21 protein-coding genes and 1 tRNA gene are annotated in these 22,177 nt (G+C 60.3%); 9 read left to right on the plus strand and 13 right to left on the minus strand.

What is annotated here, in order from left to right; translation table 11 throughout:
• Positions 1–232: 232 nt before the first annotated feature.
• Both ACFP6B_RS06270 and ACFP6B_RS06275 read left to right on the plus strand, forming a co-directional pair.
• The gene (locus ACFP6B_RS06270; RefSeq protein ID WP_377128254.1) at positions 233–1,471 is read left to right on the plus strand and encodes a hypothetical protein; all 1,239 of its coding nucleotides are present in this window, start codon (positions 233–235) and stop codon (positions 1,469–1,471) included.
• Positions 1,472–1,715: 244 nt separating this feature from the next.
• Positions 1,716–3,293, plus strand: a complete 1,578-nt coding sequence (locus tag ACFP6B_RS06275; RefSeq protein WP_377128257.1) for an ATP-binding cassette domain-containing protein — start codon at positions 1,716–1,718, stop codon at positions 3,291–3,293.
• Here ACFP6B_RS06275 and ACFP6B_RS06280 read toward each other — a convergent pair.
• Positions 3,290–3,913 (minus strand): LysE/ArgO family amino acid transporter, encoded by a 624-nt coding sequence (locus ACFP6B_RS06280; RefSeq protein WP_237186468.1) that lies wholly within the window; start codon positions 3,911–3,913, stop codon positions 3,290–3,292. The genes ACFP6B_RS06275 and ACFP6B_RS06280 overlap by 4 nt on opposite strands.
• Positions 3,914–3,983: 70 nt before the next feature.
• On the opposite strand from ACFP6B_RS06280, the gene ACFP6B_RS06285 reads away from it, so the two are divergent.
• The 3 genes from ACFP6B_RS06285 to ACFP6B_RS06295 all read left to right on the plus strand — a co-directional run bounded on the left by ACFP6B_RS06285 (position 3,984) and on the right by ACFP6B_RS06295 (position 6,734).
• Positions 3,984–4,898, plus strand: a complete 915-nt coding sequence (locus ACFP6B_RS06285) for a LysR family transcriptional regulator ArgP (protein ID WP_237186466.1) — start codon at positions 3,984–3,986, stop codon at positions 4,896–4,898.
• Positions 4,899–5,015: 117 nt separating this feature from the next.
• Positions 5,016–5,555 (plus strand): YceI family protein, encoded by a 540-nt coding sequence (locus ACFP6B_RS06290; RefSeq protein WP_377128262.1) that lies wholly within the window; start codon positions 5,016–5,018, stop codon positions 5,553–5,555.
• A gap of 168 nt (positions 5,556–5,723) precedes the next feature.
• On the plus strand, positions 5,724–6,734 hold the full coding sequence (locus ACFP6B_RS06295; protein WP_377128265.1) for an arsenic resistance protein: 1,011 nt from the start codon (positions 5,724–5,726) through the stop codon (positions 6,732–6,734).
• Between the two features lie 35 nt (positions 6,735–6,769).
• On the opposite strand, the gene ACFP6B_RS06300 is transcribed toward ACFP6B_RS06295, so the two are convergent.
• Together ACFP6B_RS06300 and ACFP6B_RS06305 are read right to left on the minus strand one after the other, a co-directional pair.
• Positions 6,770–6,955, minus strand: a complete 186-nt coding sequence (locus tag ACFP6B_RS06300) for a long-chain fatty acid--CoA ligase (RefSeq protein ID WP_135012635.1) — start codon at positions 6,953–6,955, stop codon at positions 6,770–6,772.
• A 9-nt stretch (positions 6,956–6,964) separates the two neighbouring features.
• Entirely contained in the window at positions 6,965–7,240 is a 276-nt protein-coding gene (locus tag ACFP6B_RS06305; protein WP_237186461.1) for a cell division protein CrgA, read from the minus strand.
• A 131-nt stretch (positions 7,241–7,371) separates the two neighbouring features.
• On the opposite strand from ACFP6B_RS06305, the gene ACFP6B_RS06310 reads away from it, so the two are divergent.
• The 3 genes from ACFP6B_RS06310 (at position 7,372) to ACFP6B_RS06320 (ending at position 9,091) form a co-directional block, all read left to right on the plus strand.
• Positions 7,372–8,190: a class E sortase gene (locus tag ACFP6B_RS06310; protein WP_377128269.1), complete on the plus strand. Its 819-nt coding sequence runs from the start codon at positions 7,372–7,374 to the stop codon at positions 8,188–8,190.
• 33 nt (positions 8,191–8,223) lie between these two features.
• Entirely contained in the window at positions 8,224–8,385 is a 162-nt protein-coding gene (locus ACFP6B_RS06315; protein WP_185173726.1) for a hypothetical protein, read from the plus strand.
• A gap of 64 nt (positions 8,386–8,449) precedes the next feature.
• Entirely contained in the window at positions 8,450–9,091 is a 642-nt protein-coding gene (locus ACFP6B_RS06320) for an aminodeoxychorismate/anthranilate synthase component II (RefSeq protein ID WP_377128272.1), read from the plus strand.
• 85 nt (positions 9,092–9,176) lie between these two features.
• Here the strand turns inward: ACFP6B_RS06320 and pknB are convergent, their stop codons facing one another.
• The 7 genes from pknB to ACFP6B_RS06355 are packed head-to-tail and all read right to left on the minus strand — an operon-like array spanning position 9,177 to position 18,850.
• Complete coding sequence (gene pknB / locus ACFP6B_RS06325) at positions 9,177–11,141, minus strand: Stk1 family PASTA domain-containing Ser/Thr kinase (RefSeq protein WP_377128275.1); 1,965 nt, start codon at positions 11,139–11,141, stop codon at positions 9,177–9,179.
• Between the two features lie 27 nt (positions 11,142–11,168).
• Positions 11,169–12,890, minus strand: a complete 1,722-nt coding sequence (locus tag ACFP6B_RS06330) for a protein kinase domain-containing protein (protein WP_377128278.1) — start codon at positions 12,888–12,890, stop codon at positions 11,169–11,171.
• The gene (locus ACFP6B_RS06335; protein ID WP_377128281.1) at positions 12,887–14,329 is read right to left on the minus strand and encodes a peptidoglycan D,D-transpeptidase FtsI family protein; all 1,443 of its coding nucleotides are present in this window, start codon (positions 14,327–14,329) and stop codon (positions 12,887–12,889) included. Before ACFP6B_RS06335 ends, ACFP6B_RS06330 begins: the two co-directional genes overlap by 4 nt.
• A complete protein-coding gene (locus ACFP6B_RS06340; RefSeq protein WP_377128284.1) occupies positions 14,322–15,773 on the minus strand; it encodes an FtsW/RodA/SpoVE family cell cycle protein in 1,452 nt (483 codons plus the stop codon). The genes ACFP6B_RS06335 and ACFP6B_RS06340 overlap by 8 nt, the downstream gene beginning before the upstream one ends.
• Complete coding sequence (locus ACFP6B_RS06345; RefSeq protein ID WP_377128287.1) at positions 15,773–17,512, minus strand: PP2C family protein-serine/threonine phosphatase; 1,740 nt, start codon at positions 17,510–17,512, stop codon at positions 15,773–15,775. The genes ACFP6B_RS06340 and ACFP6B_RS06345 overlap by 1 nt, the downstream gene beginning before the upstream one ends.
• 3 nt (positions 17,513–17,515) lie before the next feature.
• The gene (locus tag ACFP6B_RS06350; RefSeq protein ID WP_185173720.1) at positions 17,516–18,019 is read right to left on the minus strand and encodes an FHA domain-containing protein FhaB/FipA; all 504 of its coding nucleotides are present in this window, start codon (positions 18,017–18,019) and stop codon (positions 17,516–17,518) included.
• Between the two features lie 3 nt (positions 18,020–18,022).
• Positions 18,023–18,850, minus strand: a complete 828-nt coding sequence (locus ACFP6B_RS06355) for an FhaA domain-containing protein (RefSeq protein ID WP_377128292.1) — start codon at positions 18,848–18,850, stop codon at positions 18,023–18,025.
• Positions 18,851–19,167: 317 nt separating this feature from the next.
• Here ACFP6B_RS06355 and ACFP6B_RS06360 point away from each other — a divergent pair.
• Positions 19,168–19,251: transfer RNA gene (locus ACFP6B_RS06360), tRNA-Leu, on the plus strand.
• A gap of 251 nt (positions 19,252–19,502) precedes the next feature.
• On the opposite strand, the gene ACFP6B_RS06365 is transcribed toward ACFP6B_RS06360, so the two are convergent.
• The 3 genes from ACFP6B_RS06365 to ACFP6B_RS06375 all read right to left on the minus strand — a co-directional run bounded on the left by ACFP6B_RS06365 (position 19,503) and on the right by ACFP6B_RS06375 (position 22,049).
• Positions 19,503–20,441, minus strand: coding sequence for a DUF808 domain-containing protein (locus ACFP6B_RS06365; RefSeq protein WP_377128295.1), 939 nt, complete (start codon positions 20,439–20,441; stop codon positions 19,503–19,505).
• A gap of 134 nt (positions 20,442–20,575) precedes the next feature.
• Positions 20,576–21,640, minus strand: coding sequence for an NAD(P)-dependent alcohol dehydrogenase (locus ACFP6B_RS06370; protein WP_377128298.1), 1,065 nt, complete (start codon positions 21,638–21,640; stop codon positions 20,576–20,578).
• A 64-nt stretch (positions 21,641–21,704) separates the two neighbouring features.
• A complete protein-coding gene (locus ACFP6B_RS06375) occupies positions 21,705–22,049 on the minus strand; it encodes a PLD nuclease N-terminal domain-containing protein (protein WP_377128301.1) in 345 nt (114 codons plus the stop codon).
• Positions 22,050–22,177: the final 128 nt, after the last annotated feature.

Raw genomic sequence — 22,177 nt, forward strand, 5'->3', positions numbered from 1 at the left:
TACTAATAGTCCGAAGGCTTACACTTTTATGACTGAGTTTGTTTTTGTTTGCGTCCACTGTATGGTTTTGAGATAACAACCCAAGGGTTGAATCAGCGAGGGGTTCTAGAGCTAACGCTCTAGAACCCCTCGCTTTTTTGTACCCAAAAACTGCTTTTTATAAAAATAGAACAAATATTTTATATATTGTGCGGTTAAAAATACCCCTCAGCTCAGCCCGTAGAATCAGAGTATGACACTCACCGAGCAAGAAGCACACACCTGGTTCAGAGCCGCCGGGGCTCCGCTAGTTATCCCTGCGCGAGAGCGTGCGCGATGGACTCTCGCCCGTTCCGCCCCGCTTTCTGCCTGGCTTATAGTTTCCTCCTTCACCTATCTTGCTCTGCTGTGGGGCCTAGCCCAGCTTGATGTTGAGGCGCAGGACGGAGGTGTGCCGGTAGACGTGCCAGACAGCGTCCTGACGCCCATCTTCATTGCCCTAGCCCTCGTGCCGCCCATCTTGCTCCTGGCCGTGCCCTGGGCCGTATCGCGCTTACTAGAGCCCCTGCCCTTCTGGCGCCAAACCCTAATTGGTGCGCTGCTTCTGCCTCTAGCGGCTTTCTCCATGCTGCCGCAGACTGCCCGCTGGATAGGGCTGGCAGATGTTGCTGACGCCTTTGCTGCCGGTGATGTGCTCTGGATCTTGGGAGCTACGCTCCTAGCTGTTTACCTGGGCTTGGATTCCCTGTGCTACTGGGCGCTTCGGCAGATTGTGAAGGAGCTGGCTGCCCTTTCAAGCATGGTGGTCAAGGTGCTGCCGGTGCTCATGATTGCAGTGCTCTTCTTTTTTGTGAACGGCGATATCTGGCGTGTGGCTGCGGCTTTGAGTATGCAGCGTACTCTGCAGGTTGTGGCTATCCTGACGGTGCTGAGCTTTCTGGTTGTTTCGTCGACAGTAACTGAGAAGACCCGCCGGCTGCTGGGTGCCCGTAAAGGGGATAAGGTGGAGGAGTTTACGGACGCCGAGTACGCGGGTGCTGCTCTGCAGGCTGGGGACAGGTGGCGTCAGGAGCTTGAAAATTTGCCCGCTGCGGGCTTGGGCCGCCCGGCTGATTTTAGGTGGGGCGAGTGGAATAACCTGGTGCTTCTTCCGATTGTGGTGCAGATGATTCAGGCTGTACTTTTTGCCGGGGTCGTTTTTCTGTTTTTTGTGTGGTTTGGCACGATCGCTATCCCCGATGCCACCATTACGAGTTGGCTGGGTTTTGAGGCCTCTAAGGTGACCCTGTTGGGTGTGCAGTTCCCGTTTACGGACGTTCTGGTGAAGGTTGCGATGGTGCTGGGGGCTTTTGCTGCCCTTAACTTTGCTGCGCAGACTAGCACGGATTCCCGCTACGCGGAGGAGTTCTTGGAGCCTGCCATCGGCCAGGTGCGGCGCACGGTCATGGTGCGAAATATCTACCGGGCTCGTCACGGCAGTAGAAGGTGTTGACCTTTTCTCTAGAGGTTTGTCAGAATGGACTCTACGAGGAGGCTTGTCGATTAGCTTTCTCCTAGATACAGAAAGTCAACGATGACCGTATAATTTTTTGCCTTCAGGCTTGACGCCATCCTATCAACTCGCTTGTAGAGATAAGCGGGAGGGTAAGTGTGCCATGGCGCAGGCCTTTCTAAAGAGACACAGCATGATTCTTTAAAGCCGCCATATGCGGCGGCTTGTTGTCTTGAAGGTAAAAATGAAAACTTTAATTTCTCTTTCGCGTTTTTCCGTTGTTACTTTTTCTCGGTTTTATACTGTAAACCCTTTGCATGCCTGGATAGTAATAATCTCTTTAGTGCTATCTCCAGCACTAGGGGTAGTAGTTTCTGCCATGCCCGGAGTGGCCCTTATCTGGGTTCTCGATGGTTCTGAACCTGTCTCTTTGGTTGTACTGATTATGGGCTACAGCCTGCTCTGGCTTTTATCCCGAGGGCTTACCTACTTGGTTTATCCGCTCTATGGAGCTCTCGAGCAGGCTGCTCAAACTGAGATAGCTCTGGAGGCATTGAATCATACCTATTGTTCTTCACGTCCGGCTCGTGCGCGGCAGGATGATGGAGAACTGGCCTACGCTATTGACGGTCATATGAGTGCATTCCGTGAGGTATTAGGAACCCTTCTTCTCGCTTTTCTGCCAGCAGTGAGCGTCCTTGCTAGTGGAGCTATAGCCCTGAGTTTTGTCGGCGGCTGGCCGGTAGGCATCCTTTATGTCCTGAGCCTCGTGCTCTTTATAGTCCTGAGTATGCCCCTTATTAAACGTCATCAGCAGGTACAGGGGGCTTTCTACGCATCTGCTCTCAAAAACTTTGGAGTGCTCAGCAACTATGTGGCCTATTGGCGGGAAGTCGCTATTTTTGGGCTACATGGTCAGACACGTCGCAACTATCAGAAAAGCCGTATTGTGGTAGAAAAAGCCGGGGTGCAGTCCTACCGAGCTACGCGCAACCTATATTTGGGGCAGACCCTGTTCCTAGCCTTACTTCTAGCCGTTCTTATGGGTGTCTACGCAGCTCTTAATAAAGGCCAGGAAATGGACATGGTGATTTCCGGTCTTGTAGCTCTCATTGGAGTGGCTCTTTACTCTATTCAAACTGTGCAGGATATAGGGTTCGGCCTATCATCGCTGGGTGTGGCTATGGCTAAGCAGGAAGAGGCATCGCGAGCGGTACAAGGGAAGGGGGTGCAATTAGGGCAAGAAGCTATCGAGATAGGTCAGCTTTGTCAGTTGGTAGCTACTCGTAGGCGGGGAATTATCTGGCTATGTGGAGAAAGCGGGTCCGGCAAGACCAGTTTGCTTGAAGCCCTGCTAGGGTTCCGCGCAGTTGCTGATGCTGAAGTAGTGCCACTGGATACTTTTTCGACTGTGCGGTATTTGCCCCAGAGTACTAATCTGATTTTTGATACTGCCTATCAGGTGATTCAGGCAGATCGTGCCCTACCTGGTGAAGATATAGACCGTATGCTCAGAGAGCTAGGACTACCAGACTTCACCCGGGCTGGCAGGAGGTCTAGTGATGCTGTAGCTGGAGAGGGAAACGCCCTTTCTGGCGGAGAAGCAAGGCGGGTGGCGCTCGTCCGTACCCTGCTTGGGCCCCAAGATTCTCTTGTCGTGCTCGATGAGCCGACCACGGGTATCGGTTCCGGACACCGTGCTGCGGTCTGGCAGCAGATACGGCAGATAGCTGAATATAATCTGGTTGTCGTGGTTACCCACGACGCTGATGCCCCTACCGAGTCCTCAGATACCTACCTACAGGTCGGGCAGGTGCCTTAGTGTCCGAACATGACCTTGTAGGCCAGGAAGAACATGAGGGCGGCGATGCCGGCGTCCAGCACGCGCCAGGCACGGGGGTTGGCAAAAACAGGACGCAGGAAGCGGCTGCACGAGGCCAGGAGGGTAAACCAGATAGCGCTACCGGTGACCGTGCCCGCGTAAAAAAGCCAGCGGTAGTCGCCCTGCTGCGCCGCAATGCCACCAATGAGAACAAAGGTATCGAGGTAGGTGTGGGGGTTGAGGTAGGTCATGGCAGCAGCAATGAGCAGGGCCTTCCCCAGGGTCTGCGGCCCGGAGTCTTCGCTGGTGACCTTCATGGCGGACGGCCGCAGAGCACGTTTCGCAGCCATGGCACCGTAGATGACGAGGAAGGCTCCGCCACCCCAGCGCAGAATCTCCAGTACCCAGGCGGCTGAGTCCACCAGGGAGCCGATTCCCAGCACTCCCAAGCCGATGAGCAGGGCATCAGAAAGAATGCAGAAGATGGCAATGGGCCAGATGAACTTGCCGATGATGCCCTGCTTGAGTACGTAGGCGTTCTGGGCACCGATAGCCACAATGAGTGAGAGCGAGGTGCCGATGCCAAAGAGGACGTGGGGGAGGATTTCTGCGATAGTCACGAGAATCTATCGTAGGTGACCAGCATTCATAAAGCTATCTAATGAAACTTCAATAGCATAAGATGTTCTTATGATGCGCTTTACGACCGACCAGCTCCAAACCTTCGTCACCGTCATTGAATACGGCACCTTCGACGCAGCCGCCGATATTTTAGGCGTCAGCGCCTCTGCCATCTCGCAACGCGTCAAGGCAATGGAACAGCTGGCCGGGCGGGTGCTCCTCAAGCGCACTAACCCGGTGGCTCCCACCGAGTCGGGGCAAAGCGTCCTGCGTATTGCCCGGCAAAGCGAATTCCTGCACGCAGAAATGGAGCGTGAGCTCGGTGGTAGTGAAGAGGGGCAGAGCGTAGCTGTGGCCGTCAATGCCGACTCCCTAGCCACCTGGTTTCTCTCGGCCGTTGCAGAGCTAGCCGCCCGCGACCGCATCTTCTGCGACGTGCGCCGAGAAGCCGAGTACCACTCGTCCGCCCTGCTGCGGTCGGGTGAGGTGATGGCTGCCCTGACATCGCGCCCCGAACCTATCGCCGGTTGTTCCGTTGAGAAGCTGGGCGATATCCGCTACCGCGTGGTTGCCTCCCGCGACTACCTGGCGCGCTACTTTCCCGCCTACCCGCAGGTCACCGCTGAGCAGCTAGCACTTGCGCCGGTGGTGGAGTTTGACCGAAAGGACTTCGGGCTAGCGTCCGCCCGGGGTCTGCTGCTCGACCGCTTCGCGGTGGAGCCTGACTCCTGGCAGAGTTCGCCCACCATCTACCTGCCCAGCTCGCCCGACTATGCGCGGGCTGTCCTGGGAGGAATTGCCTGGGGTATTCTGCCGGAGGTACAGGCCCTTGACGCCCTTGCCTCCGGCGACCTGGTGGAGCTCGCCCCCCAGCCGGTTGATGTGCCACTTTACTGGCAGCACTGGAACATCAGCTCCCCCGTGCTCGCCCGGCTGAGCGAACGGGTGTACGCTGCGGCCGCGGGCGAAGGGGTGCTGCGATAGCCCCGCCGGCTAAAATTTTCTTTGTAAAATTTTTTACCGCACAGCTTGCACGAGTAAAACTTTACTTGTAAAGTAATAACTGTTGAAAACAAACCGTACCGCTCGAAAGGCATAATCATGGCAGAACTCACCGCAGGCACCTGGAACTACGACTCAGCACACTCAGAGGTAGGCTTCACCGTCCGCCACGCAGGCATCACCAAGGTGCGCGGCACCTTCGAACAGGTTGAGGCCCAGCTCGTCATCGCTGACAGCATCGCAGACTCCACCATCAAGGCAACCGCACAGATCGCCTCGGTCAACACCAACAACGCTGACCGTGACGGCCACCTGCGCAGCGCAGACTTCTTCGATGCAGACGCCCACGCCACCATGACCTTCGAATCAACCTCCTTTGAGCTCGACGGCGAAGACCTGACCATCGCAGGCAACCTCACCATCAAGGGCGAAACCCGCCCCGTCACCTTCACCGGCGAATTCACCGGTGCAGTCGTTGACGCCTTCGGTGTTACCCGCGCCGGCGCATCTGTCTCAGCAACCATCTCCCGCAAGGACTTCGGCATCACCTGGAACGCCGCAGTTGAAGCCGGTGGCGTGCTGGTCTCAGATAAGGTCGTCATCAACCTCGATGTAGCCTTCACCGCTCCCGAAGCGTAATCAGACTCCCAGCGTGAGAACGCTGACGAGATAAAGCACACTGCTTGAGGCATATACCCAAGCCAAGGTGCAAAATCAGCTGAACTCGAGCTGATAGGTGTTGTGTAGCCCTGCCCTTCCCTGCCTTACAGTAGGGGAGGGCAGGTTGCTTTAAGGGAAAGGACGCTCGTGGTCAGCTTCATGGAGAGACACCAGGTGGTGCTCTACCTGCTTGCCCTGGCAGTGGGGCTTGCGGCGTCCTTTGTGCCGGGGGTTGCGGGTCTTGCTCAGCCGCTGGTTACCCCGGCCCTTGGTGTACTGCTCCTGGCCACCTTCCTAACGATTCCGCTCCGTGGCCTTCTAGAACCCGGGGCGCTCACCGGTTTTACTAAAACCCTGCTGGCTCTCAACTTTCTTCTAGCACCCCTGGTGGTGGCGCTACTTCTGCTGGGTCTCCACCGACTTGTGCCTCAGGTGCCTGATCTTCTGGTGTTTACCGCAGCACTTGTGCTCCTGGCACCCTGTGTAGATTATGTGGTGACCTTTACCGGTCTTGCGGGAGGCGCCCATGTGCGCCTCCTGTCGTGCACCCCGCTCCTGCTCTTGGCGCAGATGTGCCTTATTCCCCTGTGGCTCCTTCTCTTCCGTTCCGCCGGTATCTGGCGGGAGGATTTTCTAGCTGACGGCACCCTCTGGCAGGCCCTGCCGCAGCTGGTAGCCGCCCTGGCGGTGGTGGTAGTCCCCCTGTTGGGCGCGGCCCTTATCCAGGGAGTAGGTGGGCACCTGCAGAGATATTCTGAAGATGCAGCAAGTGTTTTAATGGTGCCGCTGATGGTGCTGGTGCTTGCCCTCACCCCGGCCGCTCATGCTGTTCACGTCACCCAGCTCACCTCGTATCTTATGCCTCTGGCCTGCTTATATGCCCTATACGCTATATGTATGGGGTTGCTTTCTAGCTCCCTCCTGCGACGCTGGGGCAGGGTCCTGCCCGCACCCGAGCGGGTCGCCCTCACCTTTTCAGCCGTCACCCGAAATGCCCTCGTGATACTGCCCCTGGTCCTCGGCCTATCAACCGCCCTAGCCGACGAACCGGCGTCCGCCCTCATGCCCCTGGCGGTACTCACCCAAACCCTGGTAGAGCTCCTAGCCCTTACCGTGCTGGTTGCCCTCTACCGCACACAAAAATCCCCGCTACCGTAGGCCGGTAACGGGGAAACGACAGAAGCGCAGGCACCTTAGCCCGCAACCGCCTGCCACACAAAATAAATAGCCACAGCGGCAACCACACCAAACAGCGCCCACCGGCGCAGCTTGGTCTCAAACCGGGCGGCACGAATATCGGCGCGCTGCTCCAGCGTCTCGTTCGGATCAACCGGCGCTAAGTTCGAGGGGTTGGTTGTCTCAGGTTTCTTCTCAGCCACAACGGCACCCTAGCGCCAGCGGGTGGTCATAACCAGACCCACCATCATGAAGCCAATGCCGATACCGATATTCCAGTTACCGATACCCGGAATCGGGTACACCGACTGGGAAATGTAGAAGGTAATAATCCACAGCACGCCAATCACAATCATGGCGAACATAATCACGCGATACCAGAGGGGGGTCGGCGACGGGAAGTCATCGTCGCTGTACATCGACTCAGCAACGCGGCGTAGCTCCGCCTCTTCAAAATCCTCGTCACGAATAGACTTCGACTCAGCCACTTTTCCTCCAGTAGGGGAGCACGCTCCCGGCAGTTTACAAAATATACGGTCAGAGACGATTTTAACCGTACCACCTGAAAAAGTTCTAACATTAAACAGTCCCCCGCAACCGTCCCACGCCGAGGTGAGATGTGACCACAGCAGCCCCCACCGCTAGCCGCCGCGCGCGTCCCCCTGCTAGCCGCACCCCCCTACAGTGGGCTATCCAAATCGTCGGTGAACTTCTGATTACGGCGGGTCTTATCTTGCTCCTGTTCGTTGCCTGGCAGCTCTGGTGGACCAACATCGACGCCAACCGCACCCAGCAGCAGGCCGTCGACAGTCTCATCCAAGAATTCAACAGCGGCAGCGGACGCCCCGGCCCCGCTACCACCGGCAAGGGGGAGAACACCGAGGGGGCGGCGTCCGAAAACGTCGTACCCGACTACGACCCCGCCAACCCACCGGTTGCCACCCCGCCTGCCTACGGGCAGGCCTACGGCGTGGTCTACATTCCCCGCCTGGGCCAAAACTATGCCCGGCCCCTCGCCGAAGGCGTAGGTACCGATGTGCTCGACACCCTGGGGCTAGGGCGCTACCCCAGCAGCCAGATGCCCGGCGAATACGGCAACTTCGCCCTAGCAGGTCACCGCCAAACCAACGGTGCAGTGCTCGATAATATCGACCTGCTCCAAAACGGCGACAACATCTATGTGCGCACCGCCGAGGGCTACTACACCTACCGGGTCTACGAGCACAAGATTGTGCTCCCCACCCAGATAGAGGTCATCGCCCCTAACCCCGACCAGCCCGAAGCGCCCCTCGCCGAGGCAGACCGCCGCCTACTCACCCTCACCAGCTGCCACCCCCGCTACGGCGATACCGAACGCTACATCGTTCACGCCGAATTCGTCAGCTGGCAGCCAGCTGAAGCCGGCGCCCCCGAAGAAATCGCCGCCATCGCCGGCTAAAGCCAACCACCGCCGTCCACCCCAAGGAACCCCATGTACGCCTGGATTTTCCGCCACCTACCCGGCCCCCTGTGGCTGCGCATCATCATCGCCATTGCCCTCATAGCTGCCGCCGTCTACCTGCTCATGGAATACGTCTTCCCCCACTTCGCCGAATACAGCCCCTTCAACACCGACGTGACCATAGAGCAATAAGCACCGGACGCCCGCCCCACCCCGTGCGATAGAATCAAGACACCATCACGAAAGGGCAGGTGCCATGACCAAAATCCTCGTCATCGATAACTACGACAGCTTCGTCTTTACTCTGGTCGGTTACATCCAGCAGCTCGGTGCTGAAACCACCGTCATCCGTAACGATGAACTGACTCTTGACGAGACCATCGCCCTCGCCCAAGATCACGACGGTGTGCTCGTTTCACCCGGCCCCGGCAACCCTGCCGAAGCGGGTGTCATCATCGACGTCATTAAATGGGCCAAGACTGCTAACAAGCCCCTGCTCGGCGTCTGCCTGGGCCACCAGGCCCTCGCCGAAGCCTTCGGCGGGGTAGTGGGTCACGCCCCCGAGCTCATGCACGGTAAGACATCCCAGCTGGTGCACACAGGCCAGTCCGTATTCAAAGGCCTGCCCAGCCCCTTCACCGCCACCCGCTACCACTCCCTCGCCGTTGAACCTGCCACCCTGCCTGCTGAGCTAGAGGTTACTTCCAGCACCGATAACGGCATCATCATGGGTCTGCGCCACGTTACCGCCCCCCTGCACGGTGTACAGTTCCACCCCGAATCGGTACTTACAGAAGGTGGCTACCTCATGCTCGGCAACTGGCTCGAAGAAGTAGGCCTAGAAGGGGCCGCAGCCCTGGGTGCGACCCTCTCTCCCCTCATCGAACCGGCAGCCTAACACCAGCTTGATAGCCCAAAAACCCCTATAAGAAAGCCGCCCTCCCCACGTGGGGAGGGCGGCTTTCTTATAGGTTGAGCACGACCTAGTCGTTGTTGTTACCGCTTGCGCTCGCTGCTGCGCTCGGGGTTGCCTGGGCAGTGGCCGTAGCGGCAGGCTGGGTGGCCTGGGCCGTAGCCGCTGCACTCGGTGCGGTAGTAGCTGCCGCACTGGGGGCGCTGGTTGCCACAGGGGCAACCGCCACGCGAATAGTCACGGTTGAACCCTGCTCAATCAGGGTTCCGGCAGTGGCACTCTGTGAGATAACGGTGCCAGCGGGCTGGGCGGTGGTGGTGACGGTTTCGATATTGGTGCTCAGCAGGGTATCTGATGCGGTCAGTGCTGCGATAGCGGCATCGCGGCTCAGGCCGACCAGGCTGGGGACCTCAACCTTACCGTTGGAGAGAATGATATCGATGGTCGCGCCGGCATCGGCCTGTTCACCGGAGCCGGGGGTTACACCAACAACCATGCCCGCGGGGATGGTGGGGCTGTTGACGGTGGTGGTGCGGCCGGGCACGAAGCCAGCGTTCGTGAGAGTCTCACGCACGTACTGTTCACTCTGGCCCTCAAGGTTGGCGGGCACGGTTAGTACAGCCGGGCCGGACGATACAGTCACAACAATCTCACTGCCCTCTTCAGCTTCGAGGCCGGTCACGGGGGAGGTCTTGATAACTGAACCCTTGGGGATGGTGTCGGAGTGCTCTTCTTCGAACTTGAGCGCGAAGTTCAGGTTACGCAGCTGGGTTTCAGCCTCTTCCTTGGTGAGGCCCTGAACCGCAGGAACCACGTGCACGGGAACCTCGTTGAGCTTGGCCTGGTAGTAGAGCACAGAGCCTACACCGAAAGCTGCCAGCAGGAGGATGAGCATAGTGGTGAGAGCCTTGCTCCAGGCGCTGCGGCGGCGCTTTTTGCGGGCCTTAGCCGGGTCCTGACCGTAGCCGTAACCGTAGAGTTCTTCGTCGGTGTATTCAGACTGGGCGTTGTCGAAGAAGCTGCCAATGCCGGCTTCTTCGGTTTCGCGAGGAGTGGCGGCGACAGCGCCTGCTGCGGCGCCTGCGCCCAGGGCAGCTGCACCGAAAGCGGTGGTTGCTTCGGTGGGGTCCTGGTCGCTACCGGTAAGTATGCCGCTTTGGGCATCTTTGAGGGCGGACGCGAATTCGCCGGTGCTCTGGTAACGGCTGGCAGGGTTCTTGGCCAGGCCCTTGAGCACAGCGGCATCGAGAGCAGGGGAGACTTCTTCTGAGGCGAAGGCGCTGGGAGGCTGAGGGGTCTCGCTCAGGTGCTTACCGGCCAGTTCTACGTTGGTGGGGGCGTCAAACGGTGAACGCCCAGCCAGCATCTCGTACACCACGCAGGCAGCTGAGTAAACATCGCTGCGGGCATCGACGGTCTCGCCGCGGGCCTGTTCGGGGGAGATGTAGCGGGCGGTGCCCATGACGGTGTTGGCCTTGGTCAGGGCATCACCGGCTTCTTCGGCGGCGCGGGCAATGCCGAAGTCCATGACCTTAATCTGACCGGGCTCGCCCAGCTCACGGTCCTCTGCTGTCTGGGGCAGAATCATGACGTTGGCGGGCTTGATATCGCGGTGCACGATACCTGCGCTGTGGCTGTAATCGAGAGCCTCAAGAATCTGCACACCGTAGGCTAGGGCCTGGGCCTGGTCGACCTCGCCGCGAGACATAGCGTCGCGCAGGGTGGTGCCCTGAACCAGCTCCATGACCATGAAGGGCACAGAGACCTCAGAGCTACCTACCTGAATATCGAAGGAGCCGGTGTCGTAGACACCCACGATAGAGCGGTGGTTGAGGGCCGCGACGGCCTCTGCCTCGCGCTGAAAACGGGCGCGGAAGATGACGTCCTGAGCATGCTCAGTCCGTAGAACCTTGAGCGCAACCTTGCGCCCCAGGCGTGTATCAACCGCCTCGTAGACGGTCGCCATGGCGCCGGAGCCGATAACGGCCCCTACCTCGTAGCGCTGATCGATAGTTTCAGGAACCTGCTGGTCCATGTATTCACCCATCATTTCCGGTGGAGTTTAGTTGCCGGTTGAATCAGCACTCGGTGAGGCTGATTCGGAGCCGGTGGTTGACTGTGATGCTGAGGCGCTCGGCGATGCGGATGCACTGGCTGCGGGGGCCTTGGCTACGTAGACGTCTACGCTGCTCCCTACCTCAACGCGGGACCCCGAGGTGGGGCTGGTGCGGAGCACGGTGCCTTCGCGGGCACTGCTGCTTTCTTCAAAGTGAATCTGCACGTTCACGCCGAGGGCGGTAATCGCGTTGATGGCCTCTTCAGAGTCTGTACCCTCCAGATTACTGGGTAGGGTCACTGATTTGGGGCCGGTGGAGTACTGCACGGTAATGGTTTCGCCCACTTCTACGCTACCGGTAGGTGAAACGGAGAGCACGGTGTCTACCGCGGAGTCGGAGGTGACGCCGGTGGTGCGGGTTGAGAAGCCCATGGCGGTGAGTTCGTTGACGACCTCATCGAGGGGGCGGCCCTCGAAGGATGCTGAGTCAATCTCTACCCGGGTTTTCTCGGTGCTGGTTTCGCTGGCACTGGGTGTGGGTGAGACGCTGACGGTTGAGACGGTACCCGAGGCGGTGGGGGTGCTGTCGCCGGTGGTGCTGGAGCGGTTGCTACCAGCTAGTACAAACCAGACGACGGCGGCAATGAGGAGCAGGGCAAGCACCAGGGATACCCAGCCCCAGGGGCTCTTCTTCTTTGCCGGGGGCTCGGCTGCCGGGTAGGCGGCAGCGGCCGGGGCGCTGGGTACACGGGCGGTGGTGGGCTCGGGTTCGTAGTGGGCTCCTGAGCCAAACCGGGCCGCTGCGGGAGCCACGGCGGTGGGGGCCGTCATGACCTGGGTGGCCTGGGTATCTGCCCCCTGGGGCAGGAACTTGCCCAGGGGTGGTACAGCCTTGATAGCGGCCGGGATGTCGCGGCGGCGGATGGCGTCGATAGCGGACGCCAGCGCGGTGGCGGTCTCGGGGCGGTCCGCCGGGTCTTTGGAGAGCAGGCACATGATGAGCGCTGCTGCGGGGGCGGGGACGTCCTTGGGCAGGGGCGGCGGCGGGTCGTTGACCTGTGCCAGGGCGATGGCGATCTGCGATTCGCCGGTGAAGGGGCGCTTGCCTGCCAGGCACTCGTAGCCGATGATGCCCAGGGAATACATGTCTGAGGAGGGGGTGGCCTGCTGGCCGGTTGCCTGCTCAGGCGCCAGGTACTGGGCGGTGCCCATGACCTGGCCGGTGGCGGTCAGGGGTACCTGGTCAGCCAGGCGGGCGATACCGAAGTCGGTGACCTTCACCCGCTCGTCCGGAGTGATAATCAGGTTGCCGGGCTTCACGTCGCGGTGCACGAGACCCTGGGCGTGGGCGGCTGCCAGGGCGCGGGCGGTCTGCGCCATGATATTGAGGATGCGGTCAGCAGGTAGCTGCTTGTCGCGCTCAATGATGTTAGACAGCGGCTCCCCGGGAACCAGCTCCATGACCAGGTAGGCAGAGCCGTCCTCTTCACCGTAGTCAAAGACGTTGGCGACGCCGGGGTGGTTGAGCAGGGCGGTGTGGCGGGCCTCGGCGCGGAAACGCTCAAGGAAGCCGGGGTCGCCCGTATATTCCTCTTTCAGAATCTTTACGGCGACGGTACGGCCCAAGACCTTATCGCGCGCCTTCCAGACCTCGCCCATACCGCCAATCGCGATACGCTCGGTCAGGGTGTAGCGACCACCAAGAGTCACATCTACCGAAGGCCTCACTTGTTCAACACCGCCTCAAAAAGTTGTTTACCTGCGGGAGCAGCAAGCTGCGCCCCTGTTGTGACGTCTACACCTTCATAGACTACCGCGATAGCTACCTGCGGGTCGTCAGCCGGAGCAAAACCGGTGAACCAGGAGTTATTCAACCCCGTGTCCCCAATTTCAGCGGTACCGGTCTTACCGGCCACCTGGACCCCGCTCACCGCGGCGCCCGAGGCGATACCGTTGCTCACGCCGTTTACCATCCACTCTGTTACCTGGTTGGCGATATCGGCCGAGGTGGAGCGTCGTAGCTCCTCAGCTGAGAACTCGTACAGCGAGCTGAGGTTGTGAGACTTAACCGACCTAATCAGGTTGGGTTTCATCTGCACACCGTCGTTCGCGATAGCTGCGCTCATCATTGCAACCTGCAAAGGGGTGGTCTTCACATCGTACTGACCAATAGACGCCTGTGCTAGCTGGCTGTCTTCCATGTTGGTCGGGAAGACCGACTGTGACACGGTCAGGGGAATCTGGAGGCCTTGCCCGTAGCCAAAGTTGCTTGCGGTCTGGGCGATGGTTTCTTCGCCCAGGTCCATAGCAATTTGGGCAAAGGGGGTGTTGCAGGACTGCGCCAGGGCCCACTCGATGGTGGCGGACGTGCGGGTTGAGCACTGGCCGCCGGTGTAGTTGGGCAGGGTGACGGTGGTGTTCGGCAGGGTCAGGTTCTGCGGGTTGGGGATCACCGAGTCTGCATTGTATTTACCCGATTCGAGGGCGGCTACGGCGTCAATAATTTTGAAGGTTGAGCCGGGGGCGTAGGTGTCGCCCGCGATAGCGCGGTTGTAGAGCGGGTGGTTGGCGTCCTCATTGAGGGCCGCGTACTGGGCCAGCACCGATTCGGCGTTGTGGGACGAGAGGGTGTTGGGGTCGTAGGAGGGGGTGGACACCATAGCCAGGATTTCGCCGGTTTTGGGGTTGAGGGCCACGATAGAGCCCTTGTGGCCGTCCAGCAGGTCGTAGGCCAGCTGCTGGAGCTCGCTGTCGATGGTCAGCTCTACGCTGGCCCCCTGGGCGGTGTTGCCGGTGAACATCTGGGCCAGGCGGTCGTAGAACTGGGCGTCGGAGTTGCCCGAGAGCTGGTCGTTCATGGCAGCTTCCAGGCCGGTTGCCCCGTAGATGGACGAGAAGTAGCCGGTGAGCCCCGCGTAGAGCTCAGGCTGGGAGTAGGTGCGTTGGAAGGCGTAGCCGTCGTTCGATTCTACGGATGAGGCAATTTCTACGCCGTCCACCACGATAGAACCGCGCTGGGAGCCGTAGCTTTCATAGAGGGTGCGCGAGTTCCAGGTGTTGGCCTGTAGGTTCTTAGCGTCGAAGAATTGGATGTAGGTCAGGGTGCCCAGCAGCATCACGAAGACGCAGGCTGCGGCGATCCATGCCCGGCGGATGGCTCTATTCACCGCGAGCACCTCCTGAACGGTTGGTTTCGGTAATTCTAGAAATGACGGACGTGGCGCCCTCTGGCTCGTAGCCCTCGTAGTCGATGCTGTCTGACTCGTCGAACTCTTCCACCACGTGCGGGGCACGGGCCGTGTGGGAGATGGCCAGCAGAATAGCCACGATGACCCAGTTTGAGAGCAGGGAGGAGCCACCGGCAGACATGAAGGGGGTGGTCAGACCCGTCAGGGGAATCAGGCGGGTTACGCCGCCAACTACCACGAAGAGCTGAATCACGATGAGGGCTGAGAAGCCTGCTGCCAGGAGCTTGCCGAAGGCGTCGCGGGTGCCCAGGGCAGCGCGGAAGCCGCGGGAGACTAGCAGCAGGAAGAGCATGAGGATAGCCCCCAAGCCCAGTAGGCCCAGTTCTTCACCCAGGGCGGTGATAATCATGTCTGAGTTGGAATATGAGACCAGGTCGGGGCGGCCGTTGCCCCAGCCGCGTCCGAAGAGGCCGCCAGAGGCCAGGCCGAAGAGGCCTTGCACAATTTGACCCGAGCCGCCCAGGGGCTGGTTGTAAATCTCGGGATCAAAGGCATGGACCCAGGAATTGATGCGGTAGTAGACGTGGGGAATGTAGCTGTAGGCCAGCACGCCGCCAGCAGCCACGAAGAGCAGACCCAGGGCAACCCAGGTGAGGCTTCCTGTGGCCAGGAAGAGCATGGCCAGGAAGATGCCGAAGAAGAGAATGGCCGAGCCTAAATCGCGCTGGAAAACCAGCACCGCCAGGGAAACGAACCAGGCGATAAACATGGGAGCTAAGTCTTTGAAGCGGGGCAGGCGTACCGGGCCTAGGCGCTTACCGGCCAGCATAATGAGGTCGCGGTGGGTTGAGAGGTAGCCTGCAAAGAAGATGGCCAGGGTAATCTTGGCAATCTCACCGGGCTGGAAGGTACGGCCTCCGAGGGAAATCCAGATGCGGGCACCGTTAATTTCGGTACCGATAATCGGTAGCAGGGGCAGCAAGAGCAGCACGATCGAAGCCACCAGTGAGATGTAGGTGACCTTGCGTAGTACGCGGTGGTCACGCAGGAAGAAGAGCACCACAGCTGAGGCAATCATGGCCAGCCCGGTCCACATGAGCTGGGCGGCTCCCGCGTTGGCGGTGGTGGTCAGGTCGATGCGGTAAATCATGGCCAGGCCCAGCCCGTTCAGAGCTACCGCAATCGGCAGAATGAAGGGGTCGGCGTAGCGGGCCCTCATATACATGACAGCGTGTAGCACCAGGGCACCTACACCTTGAACGGTCAGGGCCTGCAACCACATGCGGTTAGCCAGGGCGGTTTCGGGGTCTACCAGGTACATAGCGGCAGGGCAGAGTAGCACCGCTAGCACGGTGAGTACCAGCTCGGTCAGGCGGCGGGAGCGGGGCAGCTCAACCGCAGGTGCGGTAGATGACGTGCTCACTAGTTACCTCCCTGGGTAGTTGTGCTGGTATCGGGTGTTGGGCTGGTTTCGGACGGCGGGGTCGGCTCGCTCGATTCACTGGCAGAGGCGCTCGGGGTAGGAGCCACCGTGGTCACGGTTCCCGGGGCAACTGTAGGCGGTAGCTGGTCACGCAGGTTCTGCACGATCTGCTCAGCCTCGTCCTGGCTGGTGGCGGTGATGGTGCTACGTAGAAGTGACTGGGAGAACTCCGGCAGGGAGCTGACCTCAATATCGGTCTCATCGACCACGGTGTGTAGGCTGACCGGCCCCAGGGACTGGTTAATGCCGTTGAATACCGTCACGTGGTCGTCCTTAACGCCCACGTAGTACTGGGTCTTGGTCCAGGAGAAGAAGCTCCAGGCGCTGGCCGCCAGTACAGCTAGGGTTAGGGCAGCCACGAAGATGCGCATGGGCCAGCGATGGGGCGATGGGGCAACTTCGTTGCTGAGGGCAACCCGGTACTCTTCGGGCAGCTCGGCAGGCTCCAGGGTCTGGGTGGTCTGTTGCTGCGAGAGGGTGCTGATGTTCTGGGCGGTGCGGGCCGTGACCGCCGGAATCATGCCGGTCTGGGTGGCATTGGCGGCAGCTCCCACCAGGTCGTGGGGGCGCTCTGAAAGCTCATGGCGCAGGACGGACGCCGGGGTCGGCTCGTCCTCCCCCTCACCGCTGGTGGGGGGCGCGGCGTCCACCCCGGCCTTGACGGTCATCGTGTTGAGCACGCCGTCGGTGAAGGATTCACCGCGCCACTTGCCGTGGCGCAGGGCGTTGCGCATCTTGGCGTGCTGGGGCATGCGGCGGCGCCAGGGGGCGCGGTGCTCGCCGTCCTCGTCGAATATTTCCCCGGCGTCCGCCCCTTCGGCCTCGCTGTCGCTAGAGGCGTCCACCCCGGCCTCCTGCTCCACGGTGGGGTAAACCCCCACCAGCTCGCCGTCCTTACCGTACTTGCGCACCGGGATAATCGGCTGCGGGGCGGTAATCGCGGCTGAGAGGGAGTCCTCGCTAATGACCTGAAGTGCTACTACGGTTACGTTGTCGGGGGCACCGCGTTCTAAGGTCATGTCGGTCAGAATATCGACCACCTGCTGCAGGTCGCCGGTGGAGCGCATGACCGCCTCAATCTCAGCTACCTGCACCACAGCGTCCAGGCCGTCAGAGCTCAGCACCCATTTCTCGCCCACCACGGCGTCCAGGGTGCGCAGCTCAAGCTCGGGGCTGGCGTCCACATCGCCCAGCACGCGCATAATCACGTTCTTGTGCGGGTGGGTCTCGGCCTCCTCGGGGCTAATACGCCCTTCCTGTAGCAGGCGCTGCACAAAGGTGTGGTCGGTGGTGACCTGCTCAAATACCCCGTCGCGCAGGCGGTAGGCGCGCGAATCACCAATATGGGCCATCTCGATGCGGTCCCCGTCAATGAGCAGGGCCGTGCAGGTGGTACCCATGCCCGCCAGGCGCGGGTTCAGGGCTACCAGCTCATTCATGATGATATTGGCATTCACAATCTCATCAGCCAGATACACCCCGGCATTACCCTCAAAACCGGCCCGGTCAAGAAGGGTCAGATCAAGCACTGTGGTGGCCGACGCGACGTCGCCGCCCACATGCCCGCCCATGCCGTCGGCAACCACTGCCAGGTAATGGCCCGCATACCCCGAGTCATCGTTTTTAGAGCGCACTCGCCCCACATCGGAGCGGGCCGCAAAACGGAAAGCGATACTCATGCACTAGGCTTTCAGCTGCATGGTGGTACGGCCAACCCTAAAGAGCTGGCCAGCCTCAATCGGAGTAGCACGGGTCAGGCGGGTATCACCCACAAAAGTACCGTTGGTTGACCCCATATCTTCAAGGAACCAGCGTGACCCCTGCGGGAAAAGACGGGCATGACGGCCCGAAGCGTAGTCGTCCTGCAAAGACACCTCAATATCGGTGGCGCGGCCAATCGTCACCGGGCTATCGCCCAGGCGCATGGTAGCCCCGGCCTGGGTACCGTCCACAATCGTCAGCAGAGACGGACGCGCCGGAGGGGCAGCCGCCGGCGCCGGGTGGGCGGGAGTCGCAGGAGCAACCGGCGCATCAACAGCGGCGTCCTCAAACTGAGCCCGCGCAGTGCGGATATTACGCCCCACACCCAGGTCGCGGCGCGACGCGGCAAGAACCATAAAAATAAACAGCCACAGCAGGCCCAAGAAGGCGAAACGTAAAACCGTCACGGTAATTTCAGATGCCACAAGCTACCCCTTACGAACCATCAGACGGAAAACAATACGGGCCCGGCCCATCTCAATCACAGAGCCGTTGCGCAGCTCAGCGCGGCCGTGCAGGCGCTTACCGTCGAGGTAAGAACCGTTCGTGGACCCCAGATCAACCGCCAGATAGGTGCCATCCTGCTCCACAATATCGAGGTGGCGGCGGGAGACACCCGTATCTTCAACGGTGATATCTGCATTCGACCCGCGCCCCAGAGTGACCGGCAGATCGCGCACGACTACGCGCTCGCCGTTGATGTCGAGCACCACCTGGGGGGTGGGGGCGGGGCGGTGAGACTGCGGCAGCTGGTGGGCGGGCACCGGCTCGGTGCGCGGGGGCGCTGCCGGGCGGGTAATGCGCGTGGGAACTGACTGGGGTGCGGACGCCAGGCGGGCAGATGCTGCCTGAGGGGCAGGGGTCGGGGCGGATTCGTCCTGCGGGGCCTGCATCTTCTTTACCGCGCTGGTGACGTCGAAGCTGCCCGGCTCAAGCTCGTTATTGAGCGAGAAGGTCACGCGCACCGCCCCGCGCAGGGAGTAGCCCTGGTCGCGGGCGTGGCGGATGACCACATCACAGAGTTCTTCCGCCAAGGGCACACCCCACTGCTGGGCTCGTGAAAAGTCGCTGGCTGAGAACTCAGCGGTGAAGTTGTTGGGGGCGATAGTGCGCCCGGACGAGACGGAGAAAGCTTTATTGTCCATCTCGGTGCGGAGCCGGTTGGCAATATCTACCGGCTCAAAAGTGCCGCCCTTGCTGAAGGTGCCACGCACGGCCTTTTCTAGGCCCTGTTCAAGTCTGTCGATGAACCCCATGCTTGCCTCCTTCAACACAAAACTACGGGCGCACCGCGCCGTGTTCTGCGGGTGCTCGAGCTGATTCGCTGCGCAGGGTGTGCGCACAGCCTAAGCTTCTAGTCTAGTGGATAACCGTAAAAACTCCCCGGGAAAACCTGGTAAAGCCCTGCTATCTCACGGGTTTGAGGGTGGTGCGCGGACGCCCGCGCGCCGGTTTTGGGTGCCTTATAGGCTTGTGTGTGGTTGAGGACACTAAAGAGCGGTTGGACATCTTCTTGGAGGTGTGTGTATAGTTATCTTCGTTGCTCATTCAGCAACGATAAAAAATGAATAATGCGCAAGTGGCGGAATTGGCAGACGCGCTGGCTTCAGGTGCCAGTGATCGCAAGATCGTGGGGGTTCAAGTCCCCCCTTGCGCACAGTGAAGAAAAACCCGTTTCCCTTAGTGAGAGCTAGGGGGAGCGGGTTTTTTGTGTTTGAAAATGGCCTCGTGATACTCCTGTGATACTCGTTTGCCCAGCAGTCGGGCACAGGCGTCCTTTTCTCCGCAATGTACCGTGCCCTGCCCACTTTTAGCGTCAAAAGCGGGCAGGGCACGGTACAAACTAGGGGAGGGGTTCATAGAGGCGAGCCTGAACCTGCAGAACCCCTCCACGAGAAGCTACAAAGCCTAGTGGTGCTTCTTGCCGGGCAGGAAGTGGACCACAGCGGCAATAATGCTGCCCCAGATCAGGCCAATTACCATAGAGCAGAAGGTGTTGATCAGCCAGGCTGCTACTCCGCCCAGGGCGGGCAGGTGGTGGCCGTACTCCTCAAGGTGATGCACGAACTGGTAGGGAGCCTCCCACCAGTGCATGTCGTAAAGGCCCAGCAGAATAATGTGGCCACCCACCCAGAGCATGGCGAAAGTACCCACGACAGAAATAACGTTCATGACCACGGGCATAGCCTTGACCAGGCCCAGGCCAAACTTCTGCGCCCCGGCAGATTCACGCTGAGCCATCGCCAGACCGATGTCGTCCATCTTAACCAGCAGGCCCACGGCACCGTACACCAGAATGGTGATGCCGATGCCGACCACAGCCAGGATAGCGGCGCGGGACCAGAAGCCCTCAGAGGCAACCTCGTTCAGGGCAATCACCATGATCTCGGCGCTCAGAATGAAGTCGGTGCGCACAGCGCCCGAGATGATTTTCTTCTCAGCGTCCTCACCCTGCACTACGGCGGGGGCTTCTTCCTCGGCGTGCTCCTTCTTGGAGAACATCTCGATGACCTTCTCGGCACCCTCGAAGCAGAGGTAGGTGCCGCCCAGCATGAGCAGGGGGGTGAGCATCCAGGGCAGGTACTGGCTCAGCAGCAGGGCCGCAGGAAGAATAAAGAGCAACTTGTTCCGCAGGGAGCCCATCGCAATTTTCTTGATGATGGGCAGTTCGCGCTTGGGTTCGATATTGCGCACGTACTGCGGGGTGACGGCGGCGTCGTCCACCACCACACCGGCTGCCTTCACACTGGCGCGGCCAGCTGCTGCCGCCACGTCGTCTGCGCTTGCAGCTGCCAGCTTGGCAAGAGCTGCTACGTCATCTAAGAGAGCCGCTAAACCACCGGCCATAGAAATCTCCTCGGGAATGAAAGGTTGTCTTGTTCCTAAGAATACTGCCCGGCGGCCCTAGGCAGGCTAAGACCCCGCGCACACTTTGACGGGCGGGGTCTGAGCTACTTCCAGATCAGGACGCCGGTGGCCGGCTAGGCGCTGACCTCAGCGCTGTCGAAGGTTGCGGTGTCGATAACCACGCGGAACTGCACATCACCATCTACAACACGCTCATAGGCGGCATCAACTTCGTCCACGCCGATTTTCTCAATCACAGCGCCGATGCCGTGCTCGGCGCAGAAGTCCAGCATTTCCTGGGTTTCGGGAATGCCACCGATGTTGTTGCCGGTGAGCACCTTGCCGCCCCCAATTAGGCGGTTCATGTGAATCTCCAGGGCCTCCGGGGGCAGGCCCACCACCGAGAGGATACCGCGGGGCTTAAGCAGACCCAGGTAAGAATCCAGGTCGATGGGGGCAGAGATGGTGTTGAGGATCAGGTCGAACTCACCGCGGTGTTCGGTGAAGAAACCCTCGTCGGTGGTAGCCAGGGTGCGGGCGGCACCCAGCTTGGCGGCGGCGTCCGCCTTCTTGAGGCTGCGGGAGAGCACGGTGACCTCGGCGCCCATGGCGGCGGCAATCTGCACGCCCATGTGCCCCAGCCCGCCCAGACCCAAGATGGCAACCTTCATGCCGGGCTTAACGCCCCAGCGGGCCAGGGGCGAGTAGGTGGTGATACCGGCGCAGAGCAGGGGTGCTGCCACGTCGAAGTCCAGGGCGTCGGGAATACGCAGAACGAAGCGTTCATTGACGGTGACCTTCTGGGAGTAGCCACCCTGGGTCACGCTGCCGTCCACGTCCTTGGAATTGTAGGTGCCCACCGCCCCGTTCAGGCAGTTGTTCTCGAACCCGGCGGCGCACTGCTCGCACTCGCCGCAGGAGTTGACCAGGCAGCCCACACCCACGCGGTCGCCCACCTTGAACTTGGTAACGGCAGAGCCAACAGCCTCAACCGTACCCGCAATTTCGTGGCCTACAGCCAGGGGGAAGTGGGCCTCGCCCCACTCGTTGCGGATGGTGTGGATATCAGAATGGCAGATACCGGCTGCCTCGATTTTAATGACCACATCGTCTTCGCGGGGGTCACGGCGCTCGATTTCGGTGACTTTGAAGGGCTGGTCGGGGCCAAATTTTTGCAGGGCTTTGACGGTGATAGGCATAGAGTCTCCTGAATGAGGTGGTGCTGTCACCTTTCACTCTACGCCTGCCCGCTTCTTGCGCTACCTACTGCGCCGCCGGTTCGCTCTCAGAGTGAGAGCTGGCGGACTCAGCCAGTTCGCGCCGGTCAGCGCGCATGCGCAGCCAGTAGGCTAGGGGGCCAACGATAGGGATAAAAAGGGTGAAGAGCAGCCACTTGAGCTTCTGGATTTCACTCAGGTGGGGCTGGCGGTGCACGGTGAGCACGCAGAAAATGGCCAGGCCCATGGCAAGAAAGAGTAGGGGATAGAAGAACCAGCCGAAGAGGCTGAGCTGGGTTCCGGTTTCTTCAGCGGCGCGGACGCCCGCCGCAAGTAGGCCTGTAAGGGAAAGGGCGGGGGTGGAAAAGACATCGAGGGGCATAGTGTCCATGGTAGCGGTCAGGGCAGAGAGAAAGGGACCAGATTACTCCGATAGTCCTTGTACACAACACATACAATTCAGAGTAATCTGGTCCCTTTGCGAGGGCAGACTAGGTGTTCACCGTTCTAGGGCGTGGA

Origin of the sequence: Rothia nasimurium (assembly GCF_042660305.1) — a bacterium.
Lineage (GTDB): Bacteria > Actinomycetota > Actinomycetes > Actinomycetales > Micrococcaceae > Rothia > Rothia nasimurium.

Coding starts and splice junctions, on each gene's coding strand:
- ACFP6B_RS06270 (WP_377128254.1), top strand. CDS start 233: ATGACACTCACCGAGCAAGAAGCACACACCTGGTTCAGAGCCGCCGGG.
- ACFP6B_RS06275 (WP_377128257.1), top strand. CDS start 1,716: ATGAAAACTTTAATTTCTCTTTCGCGTTTTTCCGTTGTTACTTTTTCT.
- ACFP6B_RS06285 (WP_237186466.1), top strand. CDS start 3,984: ATGATGCGCTTTACGACCGACCAGCTCCAAACCTTCGTCACCGTCATT.
- ACFP6B_RS06290 (WP_377128262.1), top strand. CDS start 5,016: ATGGCAGAACTCACCGCAGGCACCTGGAACTACGACTCAGCACACTCA.
- ACFP6B_RS06315 (WP_185173726.1), top strand. CDS start 8,224: ATGTACGCCTGGATTTTCCGCCACCTACCCGGCCCCCTGTGGCTGCGC.
- ACFP6B_RS06320 (WP_377128272.1), top strand. CDS start 8,450: ATGACCAAAATCCTCGTCATCGATAACTACGACAGCTTCGTCTTTACT.
- pknB (WP_377128275.1), bottom strand. CDS start 11,141: ATGGACCAGCAGGTTCCTGAAACTATCGATCAGCGCTACGAGGTAGGG.
- ACFP6B_RS06345 (WP_377128287.1), bottom strand. CDS start 17,512: ATGAGTATCGCTTTCCGTTTTGCGGCCCGCTCCGATGTGGGGCGAGTG.
- ACFP6B_RS06355 (WP_377128292.1), bottom strand. CDS start 18,850: ATGGGGTTCATCGACAGACTTGAACAGGGCCTAGAAAAGGCCGTGCGT.
- ACFP6B_RS06365 (WP_377128295.1), bottom strand. CDS start 20,441: ATGGCCGGTGGTTTAGCGGCTCTCTTAGATGACGTAGCAGCTCTTGCC.
- ACFP6B_RS06370 (WP_377128298.1), bottom strand. CDS start 21,640: ATGCCTATCACCGTCAAAGCCCTGCAAAAATTTGGCCCCGACCAGCCC.
- ACFP6B_RS06375 (WP_377128301.1), bottom strand. CDS start 22,049: ATGGACACTATGCCCCTCGATGTCTTTTCCACCCCCGCCCTTTCCCTT.